General features: G+C 47.9%; 19 protein-coding genes and 1 pseudogene. All 20 read right to left on the reverse strand.

Going from position 1 to position 25503, the window contains the following annotated elements; genetic code table 11:
• Positions 1–17: 17 nt before the first annotated feature.
• A complete protein-coding gene (locus B1728_RS17550; protein ID WP_079911592.1) occupies positions 18–1136 on the reverse strand; it encodes an AAA family ATPase in 1119 nt (372 codons plus the stop codon).
• A gap of 13 nt (positions 1137–1149) precedes the next feature.
• Positions 1150–2364 carry an MFS transporter gene (locus tag B1728_RS17555; protein ID WP_079911594.1) on the reverse strand — a complete coding sequence of 405 codons (1215 nt, stop codon included), beginning with the start codon at positions 2362–2364 and terminating at the stop codon, positions 1150–1152.
• A 2-nt stretch (positions 2365–2366) separates the two neighbouring features.
• The gene (locus B1728_RS17560) at positions 2367–2846 is read right to left on the reverse strand and encodes a DUF6530 family protein (protein ID WP_079911595.1); all 480 of its coding nucleotides are present in this window, start codon (positions 2844–2846) and stop codon (positions 2367–2369) included.
• A gap of 322 nt (positions 2847–3168) precedes the next feature.
• Positions 3169–4260, reverse strand: coding sequence for a hypothetical protein (locus B1728_RS17565; RefSeq protein ID WP_079911597.1), 1092 nt, complete (start codon positions 4258–4260; stop codon positions 3169–3171).
• Positions 4261–4347: 87 nt separating this feature from the next.
• The gene (locus B1728_RS17570; protein ID WP_079911598.1) at positions 4348–4788 is read right to left on the reverse strand and encodes a hypothetical protein; all 441 of its coding nucleotides are present in this window, start codon (positions 4786–4788) and stop codon (positions 4348–4350) included.
• Positions 4789–5058: 270 nt separating this feature from the next.
• The gene (locus tag B1728_RS17575) at positions 5059–5619 is read right to left on the reverse strand and encodes a cupin domain-containing protein (protein WP_079911600.1); all 561 of its coding nucleotides are present in this window, start codon (positions 5617–5619) and stop codon (positions 5059–5061) included.
• Between the two features lie 360 nt (positions 5620–5979).
• A complete protein-coding gene (locus B1728_RS17580) occupies positions 5980–6444 on the reverse strand; it encodes a GNAT family N-acetyltransferase (RefSeq protein WP_079911601.1) in 465 nt (154 codons plus the stop codon).
• 82 nt (positions 6445–6526) lie between these two features.
• A pseudogene (locus tag B1728_RS17585) lies at positions 6527–7493 on the reverse strand (IS1595 family transposase).
• A 170-nt stretch (positions 7494–7663) separates the two neighbouring features.
• Positions 7664–8227, reverse strand: a complete 564-nt coding sequence (locus B1728_RS17590; RefSeq protein WP_079911603.1) for a DMP19 family protein — start codon at positions 8225–8227, stop codon at positions 7664–7666.
• Positions 8228–8315: 88 nt separating this feature from the next.
• On the reverse strand, positions 8316–8816 hold the full coding sequence (locus B1728_RS17595) for an NUDIX domain-containing protein (protein ID WP_256865400.1): 501 nt from the start codon (positions 8814–8816) through the stop codon (positions 8316–8318).
• 154 nt (positions 8817–8970) lie between these two features.
• Positions 8971–9957 carry an acetylxylan esterase gene (locus B1728_RS17600; RefSeq protein WP_079911604.1) on the reverse strand — a complete coding sequence of 329 codons (987 nt, stop codon included), beginning with the start codon at positions 9955–9957 and terminating at the stop codon, positions 8971–8973.
• 33 nt (positions 9958–9990) lie between these two features.
• Positions 9991–14985, reverse strand: coding sequence for an Ig-like domain-containing protein (locus B1728_RS17605; protein WP_079911605.1), 4995 nt, complete (start codon positions 14983–14985; stop codon positions 9991–9993).
• A 98-nt stretch (positions 14986–15083) separates the two neighbouring features.
• A complete protein-coding gene (locus B1728_RS17610) occupies positions 15084–16355 on the reverse strand; it encodes an alpha-L-fucosidase (protein ID WP_079911606.1) in 1272 nt (423 codons plus the stop codon).
• Between the two features lie 83 nt (positions 16356–16438).
• Positions 16439–18088 carry an extracellular solute-binding protein gene (locus tag B1728_RS17615; protein WP_079911607.1) on the reverse strand — a complete coding sequence of 550 codons (1650 nt, stop codon included), beginning with the start codon at positions 18086–18088 and terminating at the stop codon, positions 16439–16441.
• 66 nt (positions 18089–18154) lie between these two features.
• Positions 18155–19030, reverse strand: a complete 876-nt coding sequence (locus B1728_RS17620; RefSeq protein ID WP_079911608.1) for a carbohydrate ABC transporter permease — start codon at positions 19028–19030, stop codon at positions 18155–18157.
• Positions 19031–19047: 17 nt separating this feature from the next.
• Positions 19048–20007: an ABC transporter permease subunit gene (locus tag B1728_RS17625; protein WP_079911609.1), complete on the reverse strand. Its 960-nt coding sequence runs from the start codon at positions 20005–20007 to the stop codon at positions 19048–19050.
• A 210-nt stretch (positions 20008–20217) separates the two neighbouring features.
• Positions 20218–22503 carry a helix-turn-helix domain-containing protein gene (locus B1728_RS17630; RefSeq protein ID WP_079911610.1) on the reverse strand — a complete coding sequence of 762 codons (2286 nt, stop codon included), beginning with the start codon at positions 22501–22503 and terminating at the stop codon, positions 20218–20220.
• A gap of 67 nt (positions 22504–22570) precedes the next feature.
• Positions 22571–23590: an SGNH/GDSL hydrolase family protein gene (locus tag B1728_RS17635; protein WP_079911612.1), complete on the reverse strand. Its 1020-nt coding sequence runs from the start codon at positions 23588–23590 to the stop codon at positions 22571–22573.
• Between the two features lie 40 nt (positions 23591–23630).
• Complete coding sequence (locus B1728_RS17640) at positions 23631–24698, reverse strand: Gfo/Idh/MocA family protein (RefSeq protein ID WP_079911614.1); 1068 nt, start codon at positions 24696–24698, stop codon at positions 23631–23633.
• A 187-nt stretch (positions 24699–24885) separates the two neighbouring features.
• Positions 24886–25434, reverse strand: coding sequence for a shikimate kinase (locus B1728_RS17645; protein WP_079911615.1), 549 nt, complete (start codon positions 25432–25434; stop codon positions 24886–24888).
• Positions 25435–25503 lie beyond the last annotated feature (69 nt).

Genomic DNA, 25503 nt, shown 5'->3' on the forward strand with positions numbered 1-25503 from the left:
TCCATCTGCACTGATCTCTATGGCCTCGGAGCAATTTCGTTTTTTTTTACGTCAGCTTCTAATTCCTCTAAGCCGGACAGCAAGCCATTGCTTTGGAGCGCTTCTTCCAAGAGCTTGATTTCCTCGGAATCCGTCGTTATTTTGTAAATGACTTTATAATAAAGAGATTCCTTCGCGGAGTCTCCGCCAGCAACTGCATCCGCCCAATAGAATAAGGAACGCATCCCTGCCACACCTTTGATCGCATTAGCGCGGGCTGTTTTGTCCAAAGTAATAATGGTGTCCGCTAAAATGCTTAGTACCTTTTCATCCTGGTAACCAGTCTTTGCCTTTGTACGTTCCACCATGACTTGTTTGGTCGGCAGATCCATCTTCTCCGTATGCTGGACTCTGTCGCGAAGCGCTTCGTTTAGCGGCCTGGTCCCTGCGTAACTCCGGTTGGTGGTGATTACAGCTACGAAGTCCGGATGTCTGTGAACGATTTCCGTGGGAAGGTTGATGCTGCCATCCAGCTCCAAGGCCGAGTTCAATGCCATCAATACCGCAGCGTCGCGAATGACGTTAGGCTCTTGAATCTCCAGAAGATAACCATTCTGATAGGCTCTAACGATCTCCGATGGGTAAAACCGGTACTCAACCGCATCACCATCCGTGTATTCTGAGGCTTGCTTCAGCAACTGCTTCATTTTCAAGGCAGCCTGTTCCTCGGTGATACCCAATGCCGCCGTCAAAATTTCGGATAAGCCCCGAAATCCATCGCTCTCATACATCACTTTTAACATGGTTCGCTCTTCAGGCTCCATCTTTTCTAATCGTTCGGAGGATAGGACAGGTAATATCGCACCAATTATATCGGATTTGTCCATATCAGCAAAGCAGGTGACTTTCGTATAAGGGAGCCCAAAATTAGCGGATAATGCCTTAGCAAGCTGCGTTTTCCCGGAACCGGCATCACCTTCTAATAAAATATTGGCGATTTTCATTTCCCCGCGATTCCAGTTGCGCTTAACCTCTTTAGTGATTCGCAGCTCTTCATCACTAGCCTTATGGGTTATTGGTTTGTTCCAAACCAGCTTTTTTTCCGCATCCGTCAGCCGCCTTCCAGGCGACAAACAGAATTCTTCATAGTTATCCATTTCACTTCATCTCCTATCCGTTACTGCGCTGAGCACTCTCGTATTGGCTTTTTTTCTTAATGATGATGGGCAGCAGAAGCATTGCACCGAGAATAATCAAACCACCGCTCACCGCATAAATAGCCAGCAAGGAAATGGAATGCTTCAAGTACCCTGAAATAAACATACCGATAACCATCATTCCCATAAAGACAGGCGTGATAGCCCCCGAAACCCGGCCCATATAAGCTCCTTCTGTGTTCCGCACGATTAATGTCTGGATTCCGCCTTGAATACAGGGGTAAAATAGACCGCTGATCACCAAAAGAACGATGGACAGCCAAATGATCTTCGACGCGCCTATTCCAATCGTACAGACGGCAGCGACAAGCAGCCCTACCATGAGCAGCATCTGGGGCTTTACCTTTTTGGCTATCCCCATAATGGCAATTCCCCCTGCCAGCATAGCTGCGCCATTGGCCATGACGAACCACTGCAAATAGGATTTATCCAGTCCCAAATTTTCAATGACCAGAAAGATCTGAAGCGGTTGAGTCAGTCCTGATGCCAATCCGACAACCGAGAAGGTCAAGCTTAACGTTCTTAAGGATGGATTAGCCCCAATATAACGCAGCCCGGCTGTCAATTCCTTTAAGAAGCCGCCGGCATCGTGAGTTTTCGGTTCTACCAAATCACGGGGAAGCGATGTAAGCACTATGGAAGACCCCAGGAATAGAATGGCTGTCAGTATGAGAGAGGTATGAATTCCAAACTGCAGGAAAATAAAGGTACCGATTACCGGGCCTAGCACGGTAAAGATAGCGACAATCGTTTGGGATAGCGCCATCACGCCCTGCAGCTGTTCAACCTTCACATACCGCTTATACAGCTTCATAGCCGATGGCTGAGAAAATTGAGACAAGCTGGCGGAGATAAAGGACCCAATGAGAAGTGCCATCCACCCGCCATTCATGACGGTTAACAGAACAGCCCCAACTGATAAGGCAGAAAGAAGATCACTCCATACCATGGTCCGTTTCGGCAGCCATCGGTCGGCAAAGGTTCCTCCAATCAGGCCGAAAAGAAAGATCGGAGCGAATTCCGCAACCGAAATCAGGGAAACATAAACCGGATTATTACTAGTCAAATTAGTCACATATAAAAGCACTGCATAATTTCGTATCCAAATCCCCAATTGCAGCAAAATTCGGGACAGGATAACCGTTCGAACATAACGATTAGACAACATGTTTAATACCCCATATCCGTTAATATTGTTGATAACGCACGTAATCGTTCTCCGATGATTTCATCCTCATCGCTTAGAGCCTGGCTGAACAGCTTTATCTCTTCATTGATTCTTTCATTGTCAGTGCAAATGGCTATAGTCATGGAGCTCCCTTGCAAACCAATCCGGTCGATCGTCGGCTCCTGCGGATCATAGAAATGCTCGTATCTGTATGCATCGCGAAAATGCGCTAAAGACCGGCAAATCAGTATGGATAAGTCAAGAATACGATGCAGTGGGATTTCTCCTGTTTGCCCTGACCATTCTTCCCCCACATCACCCCACACTTTAGCTGAAACATTAGCCTTTCCGCTCTCCTTCCACCGGTGTAATCCCAGCGAAAGACGTTTCACATCCGTGTTCCCGGCGAATCGGCCGTCCACTTGATCGTAGTTTTCTGTTACAACAACAGGGGTGTGCTTCAAAGCAACTGGCAATTTCATTGTATTTCCTCTTTTCGTTAGTATATTGCTGTCTTTTTATAATTTACTAAATTACTAATTTACTAAATTACTGCTTCATTTTATCTTGAATGCTTCCTTTCGTCAACCCGTTGTTCGCCTTGGTCGAACTTGAAGCCCAGATTAGCCCCCTGGAGAAGCTGCTACGAATCCGTTCTGATGTATAAAAATAAGCATGCTGGTAAATAATAACGCGATTAGATGAACGTCCACCAAATAAAAAAACCACCGCTATTAGCGATGGTACAAAATTTGTGTGTAGAGCTCCTATATTTATGTAACCTCTGGACCTACTTTCTACGGACTACGGACTCATCTCCGCTGACGATATTAGCTTTGTAAATTCATTATCCATAGTATTCATGATTACAACCAGTTTTACCTGTTCATTTATTTGTTCCAAAATATGTGATGCCTCGTCCAAGTTTCTTACAAGCTCATGATATACATTGATCTGAAGCTGATTTTCCGTTACTTCCATGTTATCTAACTGTCTTTCCAACGACATGGAGCCTGCTGTGGAACTTAAGGCTGAACTAAAGCCTTCTTGATTAGCGATCTCATTATTTATGGACGTGACTTGGGCAGCAGGAATAGGACTGTCTGCTATAGACGCTACAAGGTTAAAGCTGTTGCTTGTCTCTGCCGCATGTTGAGGCGCTGCCTGCATAGGAGGCTTCGACTTCTCTTCAAGTTTAGGCGATACAGATTGAATCGGGCTTTTTGTTTTCTCTTCTGCTTTAGGCGGTGCAACCTGCATTGGACTTTTTGCCTTCTCTTCTGCTTTATGAGATACGGTTTGAGCCGGGCTTTTTGACTTCTCTTCTGCTTTTGGCGTTACAGCCTGGACTGGACTTTTTGCCTTCTCTTCTGCCTTATGAGGTACAGTCTGCGCTGGACTTTTTAGCTTCTCTTCTGCTTTTGGCGGTACAGCATGGACTGGACTTTTTGCCTTCTCTTCTGCTTTTGGCGGTACAGCATGGACTGGACTTTTTGCCTTCTCCTCTACTTTATGCGGAACAGTCTGCACTGAGCTTTTAGCCTTTTTTCCAGCTTTATGAGGAATAATCTGAGCCTGGCTTTTTTCTTTCTGTACGCTTCTTTTTGTTACGGCTGGCATCGTTTTTTTGTCCGGTTTTTCCACTTTGTTAGGAACGACATTGAGCTGAGCTGTTGCTTTTTTCGTTTCTTTCCTGTTGTTTTTATCATAATCTTTGATTACTTCAAATGGATGAAATTCTTGAGCAGCTTCAATATTTACGGCTTCTTTTAATTTTTGGCGGTGCTCCAAATTGTCCTTATGATCAATGGTTATGTCTTTTTTGGGGAAGTTTATCCAAGCTGCAATGCCAATAGCGAGAGTAATCAATAGTAAGACAAAAGCTGTGATCAGCATAGCTAATGTTCCCTTTCCTCTTCACCTTTATATTAAAAAAGAAGGCTTACGCCGAAACGCAAGCCGCGTGAATGGTCAAAATCCTGATTAATGCATTTGATTCATGCCCATATTGCTTTGGTTGTTGAAGCCTTGTTGATTCATTTGGTTAGCGGATTGTTGGGATTGTTGAATAAGCTGCTGCATTTGGCTCAGCATTTGGTAGGATTGAACCGTTTGATTGGCTTGGTTCAAAGTTTGGCTAGCTTGCTGAATCGATTGCTGAAGCTGCTGGAGAGCTTGCTTTTGCTGGTTTTGAACTTGTTGGTTAAATTGATTCATTTGAGTTACAAGCTGGCCAAGCTGCTGCTGGTTTTGAGAGGAACCCGTGGAAGCAGAGCCTTGGGAAGGGTTTTGGACTTGGGTTAAAATTTTTTGAATCTGGTTAAGCTGATTTTCCAATGGGGTCAACTCACTAGCAACTTCAGCCTTTACTTTATTTGCGATTTGCTCTTGAGTTACGATTTCTTCTTTTTTGGTTGTTGTCATGATCATATCTCCTTAGGAATAAATGTTGTTCTAAGAACACAAAGCATATTGTGTCTGTTTTCTCAACCTCTATCCCCTAAGCAGGATTGTTGTTAAATGGAAATGAGCTTAAGTCACCTAGCGTTTCAACCTTCTATTTGGTGGTACATGTTGTGAAAGGTAAAGAGCTAGCAGAATCAACGGAATCCACTGGCTGAATTATGCTGTTGCTCACACACAACGTGTCAGTTGCAGCATCAGATTACAGGTAATATCTGTATGAAACGTATTTTATTCTGCGGCCATGGCATCTGCTTTTGTTCTATGAACCGTACCAAACGGATGTTGAGGGGGTGCGTAGATAGTATATAATTTAAGTGGTGTGTTACCCGTGTTGATGATGTTGTGCCATGTTCCGGCAGGGACCATGATTGCGGAGTCACTTTGGATCCTTTTTTCCATATCCAGGTTATCCTTTGTCTTGCCCATGCGAACCACACCTTGCCCCTCTTCAATACGCAAGAATTGGTCAACGTTCGGGTGCACCTCTAATCCGATGTCCTCACCTGGCCGGAGACTCATCAGGACAACTTGTAAATGTTTTCCTGTCCATATGACCGTTCGAAAAGTGCTGTTTTGCTCTGCTGCTTTACTAATATCTACAACAAAGGGTGCGCTTCCGTTATCCTTTAGCTCGATGTCTCCATTCATATTCGATGATTGCCGATATCCCGATCGGTACGGAAAATCTGTGCTGTATGGAACTGCCCAATACATAGGCGGCCTAGCATAGTTATACATTGGAGCTCCAATATAGTATGGATATGGATAAATAACCCTGGCATTATACATCCTGGTACTCATTCCCTTCGGAAAGTATAACATAGGCTATTCACTATGGCTTGGGAAGGTACTTTGATTTGATCTATTACAATATATAACGAAGTGCTTCTTGGGCAGCTATCTTACTGCTAGCCATAGCCGCATCGGCGAGCCTTCCTTCCGGACCGACCCAATCGCCAGCTACCAGCAGACCTGGATACTTTAATGTTGGCTCTGTTATATTTTAATGTTAATAATTTATAAAAATGGCTATGTTAAAGCATAATGTTGATTTTCGACTAAAAGAAAACCGTCCAAACGAAAGGACGGTTGATTAAGATATCGATCTCCGTTTAACCTGTTTTGAGAAGTTTCGTAAAAAGCGTGATGCTACTCAGTTTCATTATTGGTATTCAATTCTACTACCATAGACATGTAAATGTCTATGGTATCCTCGCTATCCACTTTAAAACCAAACCGTTCATAAAGACGTTGAGCAGGGCTTCCTTGAAGGACATTTAATGTCACCCGTTTTCCTATTACATAATCTTGTTTAAGAAGATAGTCTAATACCTGACTTCCAATGCCTTTACCTTGGTAATCGGGATGAATATAAAAGTGTTCCAAAAGATACCCATCTAATATCGGTTTAAAAGCTATGCAACCAATAAAGGAAGAATCTGCATTAATGATCCATGTATGAACTGGGTCAAATGCGTCACGAAAGCGTTGGCGAACCTTCTCTTCATTAAATCTTCCTAATCTCGTTAAATCGTCACGTAGTACAATTGCCCGTAAATTAGCAATTGTCTCAACATCGGAATTCTGGGATTGGTGAAGAGTAATCTGTTCCATCGAATATAACACTCCTTTTCTTGATCTGCATCTTATGGCTTTCTGTCAGGGGCATCCAAATTTTTTGAGCTAACCTGCCCGTTCAGCCCGAAAAAGCTGTAAGTCGAAGTTCAGTGTTCGTGTCCGACACATTAAAAAGGCAAGATTCGACCAACATTTGTTTCTTGTTCGACGACGTATTTTCATATTCCTTGCTATCTAAGTAACGAAACCACGCCATATAATTCTGCAAATACTTTGTAGCAACACCATTAAAGCGGTCCATCCATTTCTTCAAACGGCTGTGGTAGCTGTTAACGTTTTGGATATGGTATACGCCTTTCACACGCTGTTTCCCATCGGATTTGAAACGGTAATGATTCAAGCCTTTCGCATTCGCGTATGAACTGAATGCTCTCCACGAATCGGTGCAAAGCACGTTTGTATTTGATAAATGGCTACCAATAGCTTCATCCAATTTCGTTGTTCGAATACGTCCACGCCCAAGAACGCCTGAGTAAGTCGTCTTCTGACGGTCGCGGGCAACTAATACACAAACTTGGTCATTGCTGATGTCACGATACTTGGCTTTGCCACCGCGTTTACGAGGCTTGCGTTCGGTGATATTCCTTTTGCCCTTTTCAGAGAACAAGAAATATGTTTCATCCATTTCCACGATTCCCTGAAATGCTTCGGTTGGAATCTGCTTAAGGGCAGAAAGAATTTTATGCCTCCAGTAAAACAAGGTTACGTGAGTTACCTCGTCATGCAACTGCTCAGCACATTTCCTTAGCGAGTAGCCCTCAATCATACATTCAATGAATCGTACCCAGAGGTGAGGTCTTCGGGTTCTTTGTAGAGGGGTATAAGTATTTGCCGAACCGCACAACTGAATGAACTTTGCAATGCGGACAAACAAGCCCATCTTTATGCTTCTGCTCTTGAATTTCATCTATCGCTCGTACTGGAGCCTCCATCCCCTTAGTTCGAGACTGCAAAAAGTAAATAAGCTCTCTCTTCCCGCTATCATCCAATGCATTAGCAAGCCTCTTCAATTCCTTTAATTCCATGGGCAATCATCTCCGAACCAAAGTGTTACCCTAATTATAGAACAAGTGTTCGTAATTATCAAATATCAACAACATGCTCTAGCATAGCCATAAAAATAAATTGGAATCAATTAAATTTGATTCCCGTCTTATCTTCAAGGAAGTTCCCCTAAAAATCATAAGCATTCTACTTATTTATTAAGCTCTCCTATTAAATTGTTTTTGTTTGTATCAACGTATTTTATAAGGTAATCAAATAAGTTTCTATCCCCGTCATAAAGATAAAGTTTATCAGCTACTTCAATAATTTTTGATACCATATCATCATATTTAGAGCTGTGAGTTTCAGAAAAAGTAGTTATAGAGTATTCCATTTGATTATCAACATTATTTCTTAAATCCTTTGTCGATACATTGTTTTGTTCCAGGATAGACTTTATTCCCTTCAGTATTTCGTAATCTTCTTTTGCCTTTATTCGTTGTAAAGTTTCTATAGTATCATCTAAGAAAAATCCTGTTGAATTCTCTAAGAAGCCCAAAATACCTTGCATATTCAGTTCTGTATCTAAGTTAATTACAAGTATTATATCTCTTATTACAACAGGCAACTTATAAAATGTATCCCTTTCGAATAAATGATAATTCTCTTCATTATACAAGTTTAATGCAATCTCATTGATGATTTCTTCGCCTGAGTTCTTCGTTAGAAGATATAGTTGAATTAAGTTCTTAATTATTTCACGATATTCATTCATAAAATAACCTCAATTTCTAATTGCTATCAACATTAATAAGATTCAATATCAACATTTACCTTTAACAGAACTTTAATGTTAACTATAACTAGAAAGATAAAGTGGGTTTAGCAATTGACCATTGGATGGTTGGAAGCTGTTCATTGCTCTCCGTTACGGTCCCTACAACAATTTGATTTTCTGCAGGATTTTCCAAATAATGTTGAATGGTGAACCGGATAGCTTTTGAAGTTTTTAAGTTTAATAGCTCGTTCTTGTGAATCCAAAATAATTCTCCCTCATCCGAGGGAGTAAAGCTTCTGTGTGTGGTCTCTCCAAAATAAACATATTGCTGCCTGATTTCGTCGATGCTATTTTCTATCAATATATATTTCAGAGTGAAATTTTTAATTTCATCCTTTTTGAAGCCGGTTTCCTCTTCTATTTCCCTATAGCTTGCTTTCATCGGGTGGTTCAACTCTTCGTATTCAAGATGTCCGCCAATGCCTCCCCAAAATTCGAAATTAAATATCTTGCTGCGAGCCTTCTTCATCATTAGAACATGCTCTTGATTTATCAAGAAAGCTGTTGCCATTTGCCTGACTTCCACCCTATCGCCCTCCACAGAATTAGTCCTTTTCTTCTGATAGTTTATCTCACTTCATTCTTAATGGGAATACCTTCCATCTTGTTTTCCTATGGCAAAGGAAAAGCAGCCTTACAGGGCTGCCGCTTCTCCAAAACATATTTTGTACGAGATCCGCTTATGACTCTTCTTGAGTTGTATTATTTGGCAACTTCCCAACCTTTGTTAGGGCAAATTCAAGTACCTTTCTTAGATGCTTCTCCCATGTGGAATGTCCCCTAAATGGATAAATATGCAGCTGCTTCTCGGAGCGGATACGGTTGTATGCAGCAAATACGGTCTCCGGCATGCATACCGTGTCTTTCAGGCTTACCGAAACGAGGATCGGAATGTCGATCCGTTCGGCCAGATTCATGTTATCGAAATAGCTGAGTGTTCGCATAACCCTCTTCAGCCGTTCGGGATAACGCGAGACATAATCGGCCGCTTCGGTCAGCGACCCCGTAGAATGAAAGATTCCCCAATCCATATGGCACATATTGGGAATGTCCGCTATTGCAAAGGAGGGCTTGCGGCTAAGCGCACTCACAATCATCGCTAAACCTCCCCCTTGACTAACCCCCGCTACACCGATCCGTGCCGGGTCGGTCTCCGGCTGCTCCGCCGCCCAGTCTACTGCTCGCAAGCAATCCGCCACCAAAGCCTTATAATAACAGGTATCCTTATCCTCGATGCCTTTCGTGATCCAGCCTTTGGTCATGCCGCCGGCTTGCGGCAGCAGATCCCCGGTCCCGCCGGATTGTCCCCGCAGGTCGATTGCGAATACAGCTATTCCCGCAAGGAGCCAGGGAGCATAGCTCTCCGGCAGCCCGCTGTTCCCGGCATAGCCGTGGAAATGAATAACGCAGGGGTAGCGCCCCTCATTCCAAAGAGTCGGCACTAGGTACCAGCCGGTAATAGGTGTAAGATCGTACCCTTGAAACGACACACGATAAGCATCGACTCCACGCATGCTGGTAAGCGTGTGACGCCTCTCACAGGGTATAGTCCCCTGGCTGGCTGCCTGATGTAACGTCCGGCTCCAGAATAAGTCCAGATCGTCCGGAGCTGTCAGCTCCGGATTGTATGCATGCAGATCCGATATCTTTCTTTCCAAAAAGCTCATAGTAATAACTCCCTTATCCTGTATCGTTCCTTCTCATTTCTGCTTATGATTATCATGCGGTACGATGACATTGGCCGAAGCTGTCGTCCGGTTACCCGCTTCGTCCGCTGCCAAATAGGTTACGGTATAAACTCTGCCCGATCCGCTGCCTGCTCTTTCCGCACGAAGCAAGAAATGGCTATCCGGAGTATTCCACTCTGCATCCTGAATATCATTAGAGGTGCTGCCGTCACCGATGCCGTCATCCGGCTCATTGCTGACGATGGAGAGAAGGACAACACTAGCTACACCGGAGCCCCCATCTTGTGCATAGGTCTCCGCCGTTACCGTAACCAAACGATGGTTTGCCGGGACGAGGACGGTTTCCGATAATTGGAGCTGAAGCGCAGGAGCGGTTTTATCGATTCGAATCACAGCTTTCTTCGGCGTCTCCCGGTTACCTGCCTTGTCGATGCTCCAATATTGGAGATTATGGATACCTTCCTCAGTCACATGCACTGTGGAGCCCTTCAAAGCTTCTCCCCCGTCGATGGAATAATAAGTTTCTGCAACGCCGGAATCCGTATCCTGCGCTGTCAGCTGCACTACCACGTCCGACTTCGCCCAACCTGCTGGCGCATTATCCGACGTGAGCGGAGCGGTCTTATCGTGTGAACCGGTGACCGTTAACGGATAGGAGCCGGATACCGACTGGTATGTAGCGACGATGACAGTTGAACCCGGACTTATAGCTGTGACTAAGCCTTCTACGTTAACGGCGGCTACATTCGCATATCGGCTGCTCCACCTAACGCCGCTTTCCGGTGACAGCCTCCCGCTTTCCCCATTGTCGTATACTGCTTTGACCACGGACGGGACGTAAGCCCCTGCTTGTATGGTTCCGGGTAATCCTTCGATAGCTACTGCCACCACAGGGGCCGATCCCGTGTCTCCACGGCCTACGGTTATGCTGCCTGTTCGGGAAACGAGACCGAAATAACCCGGCCCTCTTAACGCATTTTCTGCCGTATCCAAGTAGTTGAATACCTCCTTGCCATCGACCTTCAGGATCAGCCGTACCCCGTTCGCTTCCTCGAAGGAGCCGAGCTGAACCCGATGCTCTTCATTTAATGGAAGCATCGTGTTAGGCACCGCATCCCCACCCAGACTGGTGTAGCCTGCAATGTTTCCGTAGATGACTGTTCTTGCGCCCTCATTAAACCGCTGCAGCTCCAGTGCCCCTGCGCTAACCGTAACGAGATAGGAGCTGCCATTGCTGTAGCCTCTCTCCTTATCCTGGTTGCCGAACATCAGCGCATACCAGCTTCCCGTGCCGTTAATCTTGAGTCGAAAATCAAGCATTTCGTTCTGGAACGTGCGGCCTTGATACACCGCATGACCGCCGGGAGTAGATACGGTAATATACTGTCCATCCGTCCCCTTCCCTCCGCTGCCGGTTGAGCTTACATACCACGGCTCCGCCTGACTCAGCTCACTGCGCAGCACATAATCATCCTTGGTCTCGTAATTCCACACTTTTATCAGCACATGGCTCTCCGACCGCATGCCTAGGAACTCACCCTGCAACGTCAGGACGGCGGAGCCGGCCCGATGGGCGGCAAGCACTCCATCAGGTGAGACCGATGCTATTTCGGGCACACTTGTGCGGTAAATAATTGGATCCAGCTTGATTTTATTTCCGAAGGCAGTACTTCCGTATCCTTCCAGCTTAATGGAGGCTCCTTCCTTTACATAGATAACCTTGCCGACTTGACCCTCCAACCGAAGCTCAGACAAAGTATCTCCTACATAGACATCAGCATCCAGCGTTCGAAGGATGGTTCCATTAATAATAGAAAGCCGGACCTTGGTACTGCCTGCAGCAATCCCTGTTACGTTCCCGTCTTCATCCACTTGAGCTACGGCCGGGTTGGCGGAGGTGTAGTACACTTTGCTCTTGCTCTGGGTCACCGTCTCATCCTTACCGTTCTTTGACACTATCCGGATTTTGCCGCTCTCTCCAATGTTTAAATTGACCGCTTCCGTTGACCAATGGCTTACCTTGCTGTCGGCAAGTGCTGCATACTCCGGCTGCAGTCCTGCATTGGCAATAATTTTCCGAGCCTCGGCAGGCCAATCTGCATTCGGATAGGCATGCGTATTCTCGAATGTGACGTTGTTACCGTTATTAGTGAAATCCTCTCCAGTTGTATAGTTATTATAGAAATCCAGATCATGGATGGTCTTGGTCCACACAAGCGCCCAGCGCTTCGGCGAATGCCAAGGGGGAGTATCTTTGAGGTCAATGACGTTATTCTCATACCTCCAGTACGCCGAGGCCTCGTCCGCATACAGCGCTCCGTTCGCGTCCATTTGATTGCGGATGTAATTGCCTGATACGAGGTTTTTGTTCGCCGGTGAAGCACCCGTTACCCCTAGACTGTAAATGGCGCCGCCGTCACGAAGCCCCTTTCCCATCAAATCGTAGATCAGATTGTTCTGGATCTTGACGTTTTTGGTAACAGGATCGAATGCTTTGGCCCATCCGTAGCCGATATGGGTCCCGCTGTACGGAATGCTATAGATTTCATTATGGCTAATATCCATATCCTCCGGATATCCTGCGGAAATCGCGGCAGCCGACTTGTAGTCAATTCCGATATCATGAATCAGGTTGTTCAGGATATCGTTATTTTTCATCACTTTACGGTGATCTGCCGGATTGAACACTTCACGGTCGTTGGAATCGGGCTGTCCTATGTTGACCGCACCGCCTGATATATCATAAAACTCATTGCCCCTTATAAGACTGTTCTGAACCCCGTTGTCCATGCGCAGCGCTGTAATACCAAGCTTCGCAAAATGATTCCTCTCAAAGTTCACCGTATTGGCAAGCTGAACCATGACGGCTGCATCAGCCAAAGTGTCCGGCGTACCGGGATACCGCAAGTAATTATTTTGCGCGTCTGCATGGCCTGCGCTGGTGCTGGGACGCATCCAAGTCGTGTACATAAAATGCAGTCCCTCGAACTGCAGATTTCTTACCGGCTCATTCGCCGAATCGCCCCGTATAGTCATTAGCTGTTCCAGCACCGGCGCCACGACGTTTGCTTCAGAAAGCTCTTCCCAAGGACGCGGCTTATAGTACAGCGTCCCTTCTGCCCGGTCGAGATACCACTCGCCGGCTTCATTCAATAATTCATAAGCATTCTCATAGTGAACGGGAACCGTAGCCGAGGTCATCCCTTTGTTAGTCACCGCAGTCCAGCCCGGCTCCTCCATGAAGATGTCCGCTTTACCGTTCTTGACCGTAACGGACGCAACATTTGCTCTCGGATTCGTCCAAATTTCGTTATAAACGAATTCCAAGTCATCAGGATGACGCCAACTGGCAATGACGGTATCATCCGAAGTGTAGCCGTACGACGTTTTGACCGCATTCGTTAATCCGCCTTCGCTTCGCGCACGAACGGCGCGAACCCCATTGACAAATAGCTGTCTGGTCTGGAATTCGGTGCCGACGTAAGCTTTGAATATTTGTCTTGAATCATCTTCAAGAGTCCATCCGGTAACAGTACGTCCTCCACTGATGACCGCCTGCTCCCCGGGGTAGCTGCGGTAAGTGACGAAATACCCGTTCTTCCCCGAGTCGTCCGGACCAAATCGCAGTGTTTCCGGAAGCACGTACGTTCCTTCTCTCAGGTTCACTACGATATCGCCGCTCATCGTCCCATTTCGTACCCTGACGGCCTCTTGGGCTCTGGCCAAAGTTTGAAACGGTTCGGTCAGAGTACCCGAATTGGCATCATTGCCGCTTGGAGACACGTAAAGCTGATACTGGACGGTGCGTTCAATGACGGTAATGACGGCTTCTCCGCGTACGGAACCATCCGCGCTGACCGCATACACCTTGGTGCTTCCCTCATGGAGGCCTGTAACTTCCCCGTAGTGGTCTACGGAAGCCACATGCGGATCATCCGAAATCCAGGTCAGCTTCTTGTTCGTGCTGTTGTCAGGCGTAATGGAAGCCTGAAGCAGCAGCCGGCTGCCAACGGGGACGGTTGAGGCCGGGGGCGTGACTACGATACCCGTTACCGGTACTTCATACACCTGGACGGTTACACTTACCGGGGGAATGCTCTCTGAAGGAGCGGCCGTGATGATCGCTTCCCCATCGGCAATCCCCGTAACGATGCCGCCAGTCGAAACGGTAGCGACAGAAGGATTGTTCGTTGTCCAAACGGCCGTCTGATCTGTGGCATCGGCCGGCTCAAACACAAGAGGCAGCTTTTCGTTCGACCCGGCGGCAATCGTATAGATAGCCTGCGGGAACGAAGCGCTTACAGTCGGCTTATAGGCATTCACATGGAAATCATCGTAATATACGCCACCGATGCTATCCTTATAAATGCCAATGTAAAAGGAGGTGAATGGGCTGCCTTCCGCCATCGGTTCGTGGGCAAGCTGCAGCTCGTTATCGATGTACAAATCGAAGGTGCCGGCTTCAGCATTCAGAGCAAGCTTGACCTCATACCAAATATCGCGGTCGTGAGGCTGAATGTTCGTCCAGCTAGAGGCTCCTTTTTTCATGTACGCGAATTGGCCGTTATTAAGAGCAAACTTCGCTATCGCCGTAGTCCCGCTTTTCGGCGAAGGTAAATAAAGGACCGCATCGGTCTGCTCCGGACGCACCCTGTAGGTCATGACGGATTTGATCGCAGCAGGTTCGGGCAGCATCCGTTCCAGCTGATAGGTTGCAGTGGATTTCCCGTTTTTCTGCATGTGCAGCAGCCGTCCGGGATGTCCCTCCAGCTCTTCTACAACCGCCTTCGTAATATATGGGTTCGGTGCAGGTGAAGCAGCCGCAGGCGGGTTGCCGCTCCAGGACGGTGGCTTTTGGCCGAGCGGGACCTCATCGAACGTGTCAGTTAACAGCTCGCCTTCGGCAGCCAATGCTTTGCTTGCAGTAAAGGGACTCATCGAGCAGGCTGCAAGAGCAGTAATTAAGAAAGCGCATACAATCCGAGACTTCCAAAATCGTAAAATCATTGTTCCACCCCTTTCGATTCATGCGATTCGTGCATAGAATACGGCCAGTCAGGGTTTAAAAACAATATTCAATTTTCGTGTATATCGTCCATTTCCGGCTAATCGACCGCCGATTCGTCGAACTCAAGCCGTATGACCATGACAGTCCCAGTCATTTCGTTGACAGGGATATTTTTGATACGCAGGTAAGGCTTTTCCTTCCAGTACCAGGGCAGCAGCTCGACGCTGCATTGAAGGTCCTGGCCGTTATTCAGAAGGACTGCCCGCTTCGGCAATTTATCCAATGGGCGCAGGACGATGCAGTCGCTTTGCAAATCCTTGTATACATGAACGTAGAGATCGTTGCCTTTGCGGGTTAGCAGTACGTGATCCCTTGTCACGACATGGTGCACTTCATCAGACGATACAATTTCGTCACGCCCCATATGGGAAGCAGGTTCCGCATCGATAAACGCCTCCTTGACTGACTTATACCAAGAGCCTATAGCATGGAGAGTTTTAACGCTGCCAGGTTCCAATGAACCGTCAGCTCTCGGACCGACGTTCAATAAATAATTACCGCCCATGGCGAGCACCTTATCCATGCTTTGCATTAAAAATTTGTGGCTATAATAGTCTTCTTCCTCACGATAGCCCCAGCTTTCCCGTCCCAACGATTGGCAGGCCTCGGTTGGCGTGTGAAAAGCTCCTCCCTCCGGTACATGCCTCTCCGGCGTGCTGTAATCGCCTTCTCCCGGCCCGCGATTATTAATGAGGATTCCGGGCTGCAGCGAACGAATCAGGTTATTGATAGCCGGATTATGATACTCGGCGACGTTGATGTCCCAGAACCATTGATAAATCGGACCGTATCCGGTCAACAGCTCCTGAATCTGCGCGGTGACATATTCATAATACTTATTTATATCCGGTTCATCACCGGGACGCGGTCCGAACATTTCATGGTGTCGTCCTGCATTCGGATAATGAGGATGATGCCAATCCGGACAAGAGTAATAGAGGCTCAGGGGCATGTTCCTCTTCCGGCAAGCCTCCGCCAGCATGGCAAGCACGTCCCTGCCATAGGGGGTATTCATGATGTTGTAGGATGTCAACGATGTGTCCCACATGCAAAACCCGTCGTGATGCTTCGCCGTGAAGCAAACGTACTGCATCCCGGCCGCCACGGCCGCGTCCAGCCAAGCCTCCGGATCATAATTCACCGGATCGAACTGATGTATCAGCTGCTCGTAATCCTTTCGTTTCATATTCCCTCGCCAAAGCAGCTGCTCATGCCAGGCAGGGATAGCATACAGTCCCCAATGAATAAACATACCGAAGCGAAGGCCGAAAAATCGGTCGCGGGCATCGTTGAATGTTTTGCGATTCATACTGCCTCTCATCTCCTCTCAGGATATAAGGAAAGCGCCCGAAACGAACTCAAGGCGCTCCCTGTCCGGATACAACCGGAATGCTATTTGGCTTCCATTTGGTACAGATCCTTCATCAGGATAGCCTTGTCCTTGTTCTCCTCGTACCATTTGCTGTAGAACGCATCGACCTTGGCGCCTCCCGCCTTATCCCAAGCAGCCTTGGCCTCCTGGATAAACTGGTCTACCGTGTACGACTTGCCGCTCACGATCGATTTGACGGCCAGATCGATGATCGTCTTGTTGGCGTTGGCATTGATCGGTGCCAAATCCTGCGGAAGATTGGGCAAATAGCTGCTGTGGGTGATCCCTACCATCGGCTTGCTCGGGTCCATGTACGCTTTTTTGGCCATATTGACAATTTGAATCATATCCTTCTCGGCTGGGGTCGGATTTGATTTATTTTCCAGGCCGTAGCACTTGCCGAGCAGCGGTGCCAGCATGTTCATATCGCCGGCGTAGCCAAGCTCCTTCTTGTTCTTCTCCGCGTCGATCGGCTCCGGGCATCCATTTGCCCCTATCTTATGATGAACCCCTTCGATGCCGTTCATAATCGTGCCCGTATACTTCTCGCTTGCCATTAAATCGATCATTTTGACCACAGCCAATGGATCCTTCGCTGCAGCATTGACCATCCCTGTCATTTGGATCGGTGTGGAGAGCATCGGGCTGTATTGCCCGAAAGCCGTTTTCGGTAGCTCAATCGGGATAACTTCAGCATCCGGTACGTTTTTCTTCAGAGCTTCGTAGGTTTTTACATCCGCGCCATTGCCTCCGTAGATGCCCAGCTTGCCGGTTATCCACGCCTGCTTCTGCTTCTCCCCGTTCTTGTCCGTAACGAAATCCTTGTCCGTAATACCCGCGTCGTAGATTTGCTTCTGAAATTCCAGCGATGCCTTCAGCCGGTCCCAATCGTGTACGACCTTATCATGCTCCAGTATCCATGGATATTGCCCTGTGCCGAAAAGCGTGAAGCCCGTTCCAAACATATGATTGAGGATGATGCCGGATACGAAGCTTAGTCCTATGCCTTGTGTATCCGCTTTGCCGTTGCCGTCCGGGTCCTTGGCTGCGAAAGCCTTTGCCGTTTCAAGCAATTCCTCCGGCGTCCTCGGCACTTGCAGATTAAGTTTTTTCAACCAATCCGCCCGGATAAATAGATAATGCTGCGGTGCGAATTGCATCGGACGTCCAAGCAGGTACATTTTGCCGTCGGGCATGGTACCGGCTTTTTTGATGGCCGGGTATTTCTCCAGCATTTGCTTATATTCCTTGCTGTGCTTGGCAATGAGATCGTCTAGGGGCATCAGCTGCTTTTGGCTGTACAGCTGTCCCTGATAAGCGGTATCGAATTCAAGGATTAAATCAGGAGCCGTTCCCGATGCAAACATGACATTAAATTTTTGAAGCGATTCAAACCGCGGCACCGTAACGTATTTGACATCAACCGGACCGTTTTCATTGACCCATTTGGTCCAGCGGTTATTGTCCATCGTTCCTTCATCCGCCGGTACGCTGCCCCGGTCATACAGGGATACGGTAATCGATCCGCGCTTTGCAGGCTCCTCCGCAGCGTTCCCGCCGGTGTCCGCAGAACTTGTCCCTTGGCTGCCGCCTTCACAGCCGGCTGCAATTAACGAAAGCGCCAGCACGGTGCCATAGGCGCGCTTCCATGCGACCTTATGTTTTATCATGAAATCTCGACCTCCCCATTGTATTGTACATGATTTTGACAACTATAGGCCTGCCATTGTATAGCGTTATCCTTTGACTGCGCCAATCATCACCCCTTTGACAAAATACTTTTGGAGCAGCGGATAGACAAGCAGCATCGGGATAATGATGATCATGATGCCTGCTGCCTTCATGCCCTCGGGGGTAATATTAGGGACTTCCTGCTGGTTCATGCTGTTAATTTCCTGCAAAATCGTTTGACTGCGCACCATCTGTTGAATCAGTACGGTTAGATTGTATTTTTCTGGACTGTTCAAATAGATAAGCACATTGAAAAATGAATTCCAATATTGAACGCCGTAAAATAAAGCTATCGTTGCCAGCATAGGAAGCGACAGCGGGAGAATAATCCGGATCAGCAAGCGCCACTCCCCGCAGCCGTCCATTCGAGCGGCTTCATCCAGCTCCTCGGGAATATTCTCGAAGAAGCTGCGCATGATGAGCATATTAAATGTACTGATCAGCCCCGGCAGCCAAAGCGCCCCGTAAGAATCGATCAGCCCTAGCTGCTTGATGACCAGATACGTCGGAATCAACCCTCCCTGGAACAGCATTGTGAAAACGATGGCAAGCGTGATGAAGCGTCGGCCGTAGAAAGCTTTTCTAGAAAGCGGATGGGCGGCAAAAACCGTAAACATCATACTCAATGCAACGCCTACTACCGTTATTAAGACATTATTGGCAAAAGCTCTCACAACCGGCGTCCCTTTGAACAGCATCGTGTAGGATTCGAAGGTGAACTCCATCGGCCACAGCGTAACGAACCCGGACATGACGGGATCTTTGCCGCTCAAGGATAGGGACGCAAGGTGAACGAGAGGCAAAAAACACAGTAAACCGGCAGCAGCCAATACCATATAGTTAATGCCATAAAATAATTGTTCCGAAAATGAACTGCGCATGGGTGCAAACCCTCCTTTCACCACAGCTGTTTGTTGAAGCGCCTTGCGATGGCGTTCGTCAGCACGACAAGCACCAGCCCAACCAGCGATTCGAACAGGCCGAGCGCCGCTGTAAGGCTGAATTGACCGCCCTGTAAGCCTGCTTGATAGATGAACGTGCTAATGACCTCGGAAATATTGGCGACAATCGAATTTTGCAATACGTAGACCTGATCGAAGCCGACCTCCATTACACGGCCCATAGCCAAGATCAGCATGACGATTATCGTCGGACTTATACCCGGCAGCGTCACATGCCACATCTGCTTCCATTTCCCCGCACCGTCGATGCTGGCCGCTTCGTATAAGCTCGGATCGATGACTGTAAGAGCAGCCAAATAAATGATGGCGCTGAAGCCCGCTTCCTTCCAGATACCGGAGCCTAAGAAGATCGTGATCCACGACCATTCATGGAACAAAAAAGCGTAAGGCTCTCCCAAAAGCTTCGTTACAAGCGCATTCAGCATACCCGTTTGCGAGAACAAAGTGATGACGATTCCTCCGACGACCACCCAGGAGAAAAAATGCGGCAAATACACCAGTGTCTGAATCGTGCGTTTAAACCACATTTTACGAACCTCGTTCAGCATGATAGCGAGTGCGATCGGAAACGGGAAGCCGACGAAAACAGACAGCACGCTCAGCAAGAGCGTATTGCGGATAATTTGAACCGACTGGGCCTGTGTGAATAAATTGCTGAAGTTATCGAAGCCTACCCATTGGCTGCCCCAGATGCCTTCATAGAACGTATAGTTTTTGAAGGCTATGACAAGGCCAAGCATAGGGGTGTACTTGAAAAGCACATAAAAGACGGCGACAGGCAGAAACATCAGCCACAGCGGTACGTTTTGGCGAAATCGTCTGCTGCTCCATAAGGGGCGACGCCGGGCAGCATGCTTCTCTTGGAGTCCTGCTTCCCAGGCTTGCTGGTTATTCATATGTGTACCTCCTTCCCGGCTGTTAATGCGGCGAGCGCTTGCCCGCCTCTCTTGCTGAGATCACCTTACCTTTTGAAGGCGGTATACGGCAATATTCATCTTTCTTGTATACGGCTGCAATAACGAAAAAACCCGTCAGCCAGGCCCATGGGCGGCCAGGTGCTGGTTGCCGCTCCAATTTGCTCTATGCTGACGGGTCACGTTTTACTGTCATAAGCTTGAATCTTCCGTTCGCTGGCCGTGCTCCTTACGGTAATCGCCCGGAGTTATTCCTTCGACCTTCTTGAACACACGGATGAAAGACATCGGGTATAGATATCCAACTTTCTCAGCGATGACCTGGACCGGTTCCGATGTTTCAATCAGTTGTTTTTTGGCTTGTTCTAGCCTGACCTTAGCTAAATAATCAACGAATTTCTCTCCGAATTCCTCTTTAAAAGTTCGGCTCAGCGTCTTCTGGTTCATATTCAGCGCATCACTGACCTGAGACAGCGACAAGTCGCTGCTGGCATAATGCTCCATCACGTACTCCCGAACCCGTGAGGCAAGCGTGTATTGCTCCCGGTTTATACGCAGGCCGTGGAGCTTCCGCTCTACGCTGCCCAGCAGCTCCGGCAGCAGGCTCTGCGTCTCCCCGATCCATTCCGGGTCTTCGGGCAGCTCCTGAATGCGGGGCAGCCCATCCGCCTTCCACACATCCAGGAGCTCGGGCGGCAGCTCCTGCATTTCGCGTTTCAGCTGCCCTTTGAACAAGCGGAGCATCCCCGTGACATCCTCACGGGAATAGATTCCTGCCGCTATAGCTTGAAACGCCTGATTCATTAACAGCTTCCAATCCGGGTTGCCCAACCGGAACAATTGTGCGGTCTCCTGCAGCTCCTGCACTAACGTATCTACACCTGTTCCTTCAGCTAACGAGTCCCATTGCAGGTCATATACGACTACTTTATTGGCACCTAACGATATTTTGCGTTCAAGCGCCTTCCCCGCTTGCCGGAACGACGTGGCAATGTCCTTGGGATCCTTGACCGTCGTGCCGATACCGAATGTTACGGTAAACTTCAGATAAGCTTCCACCCATGCACGGGCCCTTTCGGCCAGCTCAGTTACTTTCACAACCATGTGCCGCTCTCCCCCGCTGCCCGCTTTTCGATATAAGAGCCCGAGCCGGTTAGTACTCAGCCATTCCGTCCATAGGAATTCGCCTTCCTCCTCGGCTATTTCCTGAATCGCACTGCGCAGCGTAAATTTGAACAGCAGCTGGTCCCTGGAGGAATACCTGGATACAAACCCGGCATATGCATCCATCTCCACGATAGCTGCAACGACATAATCAAACGGGGCATCCAGCCCCAATAGTGCGGATTCCCGATGAAGCTCTTCCTTGGTAACGTGCCTGGAGCCTTCCATCAAATCTTTGAACAGCATCGTACGCCTGTACAGAATTCCCTCAGCCTGCTGTTCTTCGAATTGATTCGATTGCTCGATTAAGCTAACCAGAGCGTGATCAATAAAGGCAAACTCATCCTTCACACTGGCTTGAGGGACCTGTCCCGTCTTTTTCTCCGTAAAGGTGACGATACGGCTTAGTACCTGATCGATTGGCCGATAGTGCCTGTGGCTGATGTAAGTCATCGCGCCGATTCCGCCGGCAATGGCGATGAGGCCAAGCACGAACCAGATGTACGAGAACGTGGACATTAACGAAAACCAGCTCCCCTGCTGAATGCTCATATACAGGCTCCAGCCGGTATAAGGCGAAACCAGCGTAACCTCCCCCTCATTAGCGGATGAAGAAGTCTTAGCACCGCATACGCGGCCAGGGCCCTCCAGGCTATTCCCGCTTGCATCGGCCAAACATGCAGCGCCTCCCCCGCCGGCTCCTGCGTACATTTCCTTCACCAGTGCTTGCAAGGATCCGGAGTGGATATTGATGACTATCAATCCTTGGTCACCCGAGTAGTACGGCATTTTTTTCACCAAGGATACAACAGTGCGCTGCCGCTCCTCCGATTGATATAGCGATAACGGCCTAACGCCGCTCCACGTAATCGGTTTCGTGCTTTTCACCGCTTGCTCAATAAATTCCTGGTCCCCGAACTCGTTGAGATCCGACGAGAATTGCTGCATCAATATTTTGCCGTCGGTTGCACGGTATAAGTAAATGGAATCGATCATCGGCAGAGGAGCTACAAAGTCGAGCAGCACCTCCGTTACACCATAATACGAATAGGGGGATTGCTCCCCCGTATTTTCGAAATATGCGGCTACCTTCGGATTCAGCAGCAAATTTTTACTGGCCAGTGTATCGATATTTTGCAATGTGGAGTCGACAATATGCATAACTTGCTGTGAATATACATGGTAAGCATTCAACGATTGCTTCTTCGTCCATTCGTTAACACCGAGGAAAAATAGCAGCATCAAGCAGAAGATGACCGCAAAAAAAATCGGGATGTAAGATAAAATAAAGCGGTACAACCATTTTTTCTGCAAAGCGCATCTCTCCTATGACCGTGTTTTAGGGTTAAGTGTAGATTTACCTGCATGATTATGTGATGACTTATCGATATTGTTGTAATACCAGTCTCATCAAGCCAGCCAATCGTTCCCCCATGAGCATATGTCCATAGGGTCCGGGATGAATCATGTCGCACGATAACGATGAGTAATCCTGCATGATGGCAGCCCCATCTAGTAAGTATAAATGAGGATGCCGCAGAAGAGCTACCTGCTGATGCAAAATTTCATTATACTGCCGCTCCCGATCCCCTGCTTGAAGGTCGGATTGAGTGGCGAAGTTAGGATACACTGTGATGATAAACACCGGCTTATCCGGGTGGTGCTTCACGACACGGTGCAGCAGATATTCGGAGCGTTCGGCAAAGGCCTCCGGCGTGAACCGGTCCCGCATGTTCACTCCCAGTTCAAGTGTCATCACATCCCAGTCCTGCTGGTCGACAAGAAAGTCAGCCATCTCCTTCTCGCACAGGCATGAGCCGCTCATCCCTTTGTTCAATACGTCAGCCTGCAGCCGTCGCGCCGCTTGATCGATGTAGGATAGCGGATAGCTTGAGAGACCATGTGTGATGGAGGACCCGTAGGCGATCCATCTCAGACTCGGTGTTTCATCAGGTCTCGGCGCACGTACCGGATGACCGAACGTATTCAGGTGAAGCAAAATACCGGCCGATCGGCCGAAGATAATTCTCCATACCTCCGGCGCAAAGCCCGAAGACAGCAGCTGTCCCCTTGGGATTGCACTTAGTCTCGCAGGCTCCTCCAAGTGGAGTGTATGGGGAACTCCTGCCTGTAACCGGTGTGACGAGTGAAGTATCCCTCCTTTGTACACGGCCACTTCCCCTTCTTGTTCGGGAGCTATCAGAGAAAGCCGAACATTGGATGCCGTCGTGACAAAACGGATTTCGCAGCCTGTTGATTCCTCGGCAATGAATTTGCCACGTTCGCCAAGTGAATGCCGCACTGCTTGCGGGAAGCGGCATAGATGAGTCCCTCCGAAATGAGGAACTTTTTCTAATGCTGTCACATTATGAAACAGCAATCCGTTTTCAATTAATGGCATCTTGATTTAAACACATCCTTCTATTCCAATTATGCCGCCGCTACAGCCTCACTTCTGCTCCGGTTCTCGCCGACTCGTATATAGCAGATAAAATCTTTATCATGTCCACTCCATCCTGCGGCGTGTTCAGCGGCTTGGCTCGACCTTGGATACAATCAATAAAATGATACAAATGCTCCTTATGTCCGTTACCGTCCTTCGGGAGCTTCGGCAGCAGATCGACCAGCGTCCCCTCTACTTCTGTAAACACTTTGGCTTCACCGCGTTTGTAGGAGAGTCCTGCCTTCGTGCCGCGCAGCTCGACGAAGCTCATCTCCTCCTCTACATTGGAGGCCCAGCTGAATTCGATTTGCAAGGCTGATCCGTTATCAAATCGAATGAAACCGGAAGCAAGATCCTCGACATCGAAGATTCCTTCCGCCTGAGCTTCTCCGAACTGGCTGTGCACCGAATCGCTGATCGTGGATGAAGCGAACTTGTTGTAAGCCGCGCCGGTTACGGACACTGGACGCGGGTTCCCCATCAGCCATACAGCTACATCGATAAAATGTACGCCGAGGTCGATCAACGGTCCGCCCCCGGACAAGGCTTTGGTCGTAAACCACCCTCCCTTGCCCGGAATTCCCCGTCGGCGCACCCAGCCGCATCGTCCCGTATAAATGTCGCCCGCATGCCCGCCTGTAATATATTTGTGCAAAAATTGCACCGACGGCCGGAACCGGTTGTTCCGCATTGCCATCAAAATTTTACCGCTATCGCGTGCTGTTTGCGCCATATGCTCAGCCTCTTCCGGTGTTACGGCATCCGGCTTTTCACAAAAAACATGGATACCCTGAGCAAGCGCTGCAATCGCTATCTCACTGTGATACGCATTGGGCGTACAAATATCTACGAAATCCAAATCAGGATGGGACTTCAGAAGCTCCCTGTAATCCTCATATACATTATTGATTCCAAGCTCTGCCGCACGCTGCCTGGCTCTTTCTAAATTGATGTCACACAATGCGACGAGCTCGACCTCCGGGTGACCGGCTAAGGCCGGGGCGTGAGCCGATATGAAAATATTCCCCGCTCCGATAATTCCAGCCTTCAAGCTAGTATGTTTCATAAATGATCTTCTCCTCTATTGATGAATGCTGTACCGAAGTAACATAAGTAATGTCTCGCGTACAGATAGCTTCAACATAGATCGGAATACCATCGCAAGCAATATTCAACTTTCTTGTATATAGCGTGAGTAATGTTCTTCTTTTAATAAAAAAGAAAAAAGCCGCATTGACATGCGACTTTTAATGTTAGTTAGCTTCCTCTACATCGATTGTGCTGCCCGTAAATATGCCAGTAATTTCTGCTACCAACTCTTCGATAGATTTATCATTGGCATCAATCGTATAATCAGCATATTTTCTGTATAATCCATTTCTTTCATTGTATACATCCAACATGGTTTTCCCTTGATCTATCACGATCCCGCGGCTTTGTATGTCCGTGTTCTCAAGCCGTTTTTTTATATTCGGATAGGAGAGATCAATAAACAGGATATCTGCATTTTGCTTCAGAAAGCTCATGGCTTTATCCGAATATACCGCGCTTCCACCTGTAGATATAATGGAATTTGTGCAATCAAGCGAACAAATCACTTCAGATTCTTGAATAATAAATTCTTTACTGCCGATGTCTTCAAGGATTTGCCACAGCCGCTTGCCGAATTTGTGCTCCATGATATGATCTGTATCTATAAATGCCATATCCAGTGCTTTCGCAATCAAGACGCCGATGGTGCTTTTTCCGCATCCCGCCATGCCTATAAATACGATATTTTTTTCCCCATGAACTTTATCCACTATATCACCTTCCAAACCGACTTTAGGTGGATATGCCGAACCATTTTTATCCACTTAATGATAACGAAT

The organism is Paenibacillus sp. 32352, from assembly GCF_002042965.1.
GTDB classification, from domain to species: Bacteria; Bacillota; Bacilli; order Paenibacillales; family NBRC-103111; genus Paenibacillus_S; species Paenibacillus_S vulneris.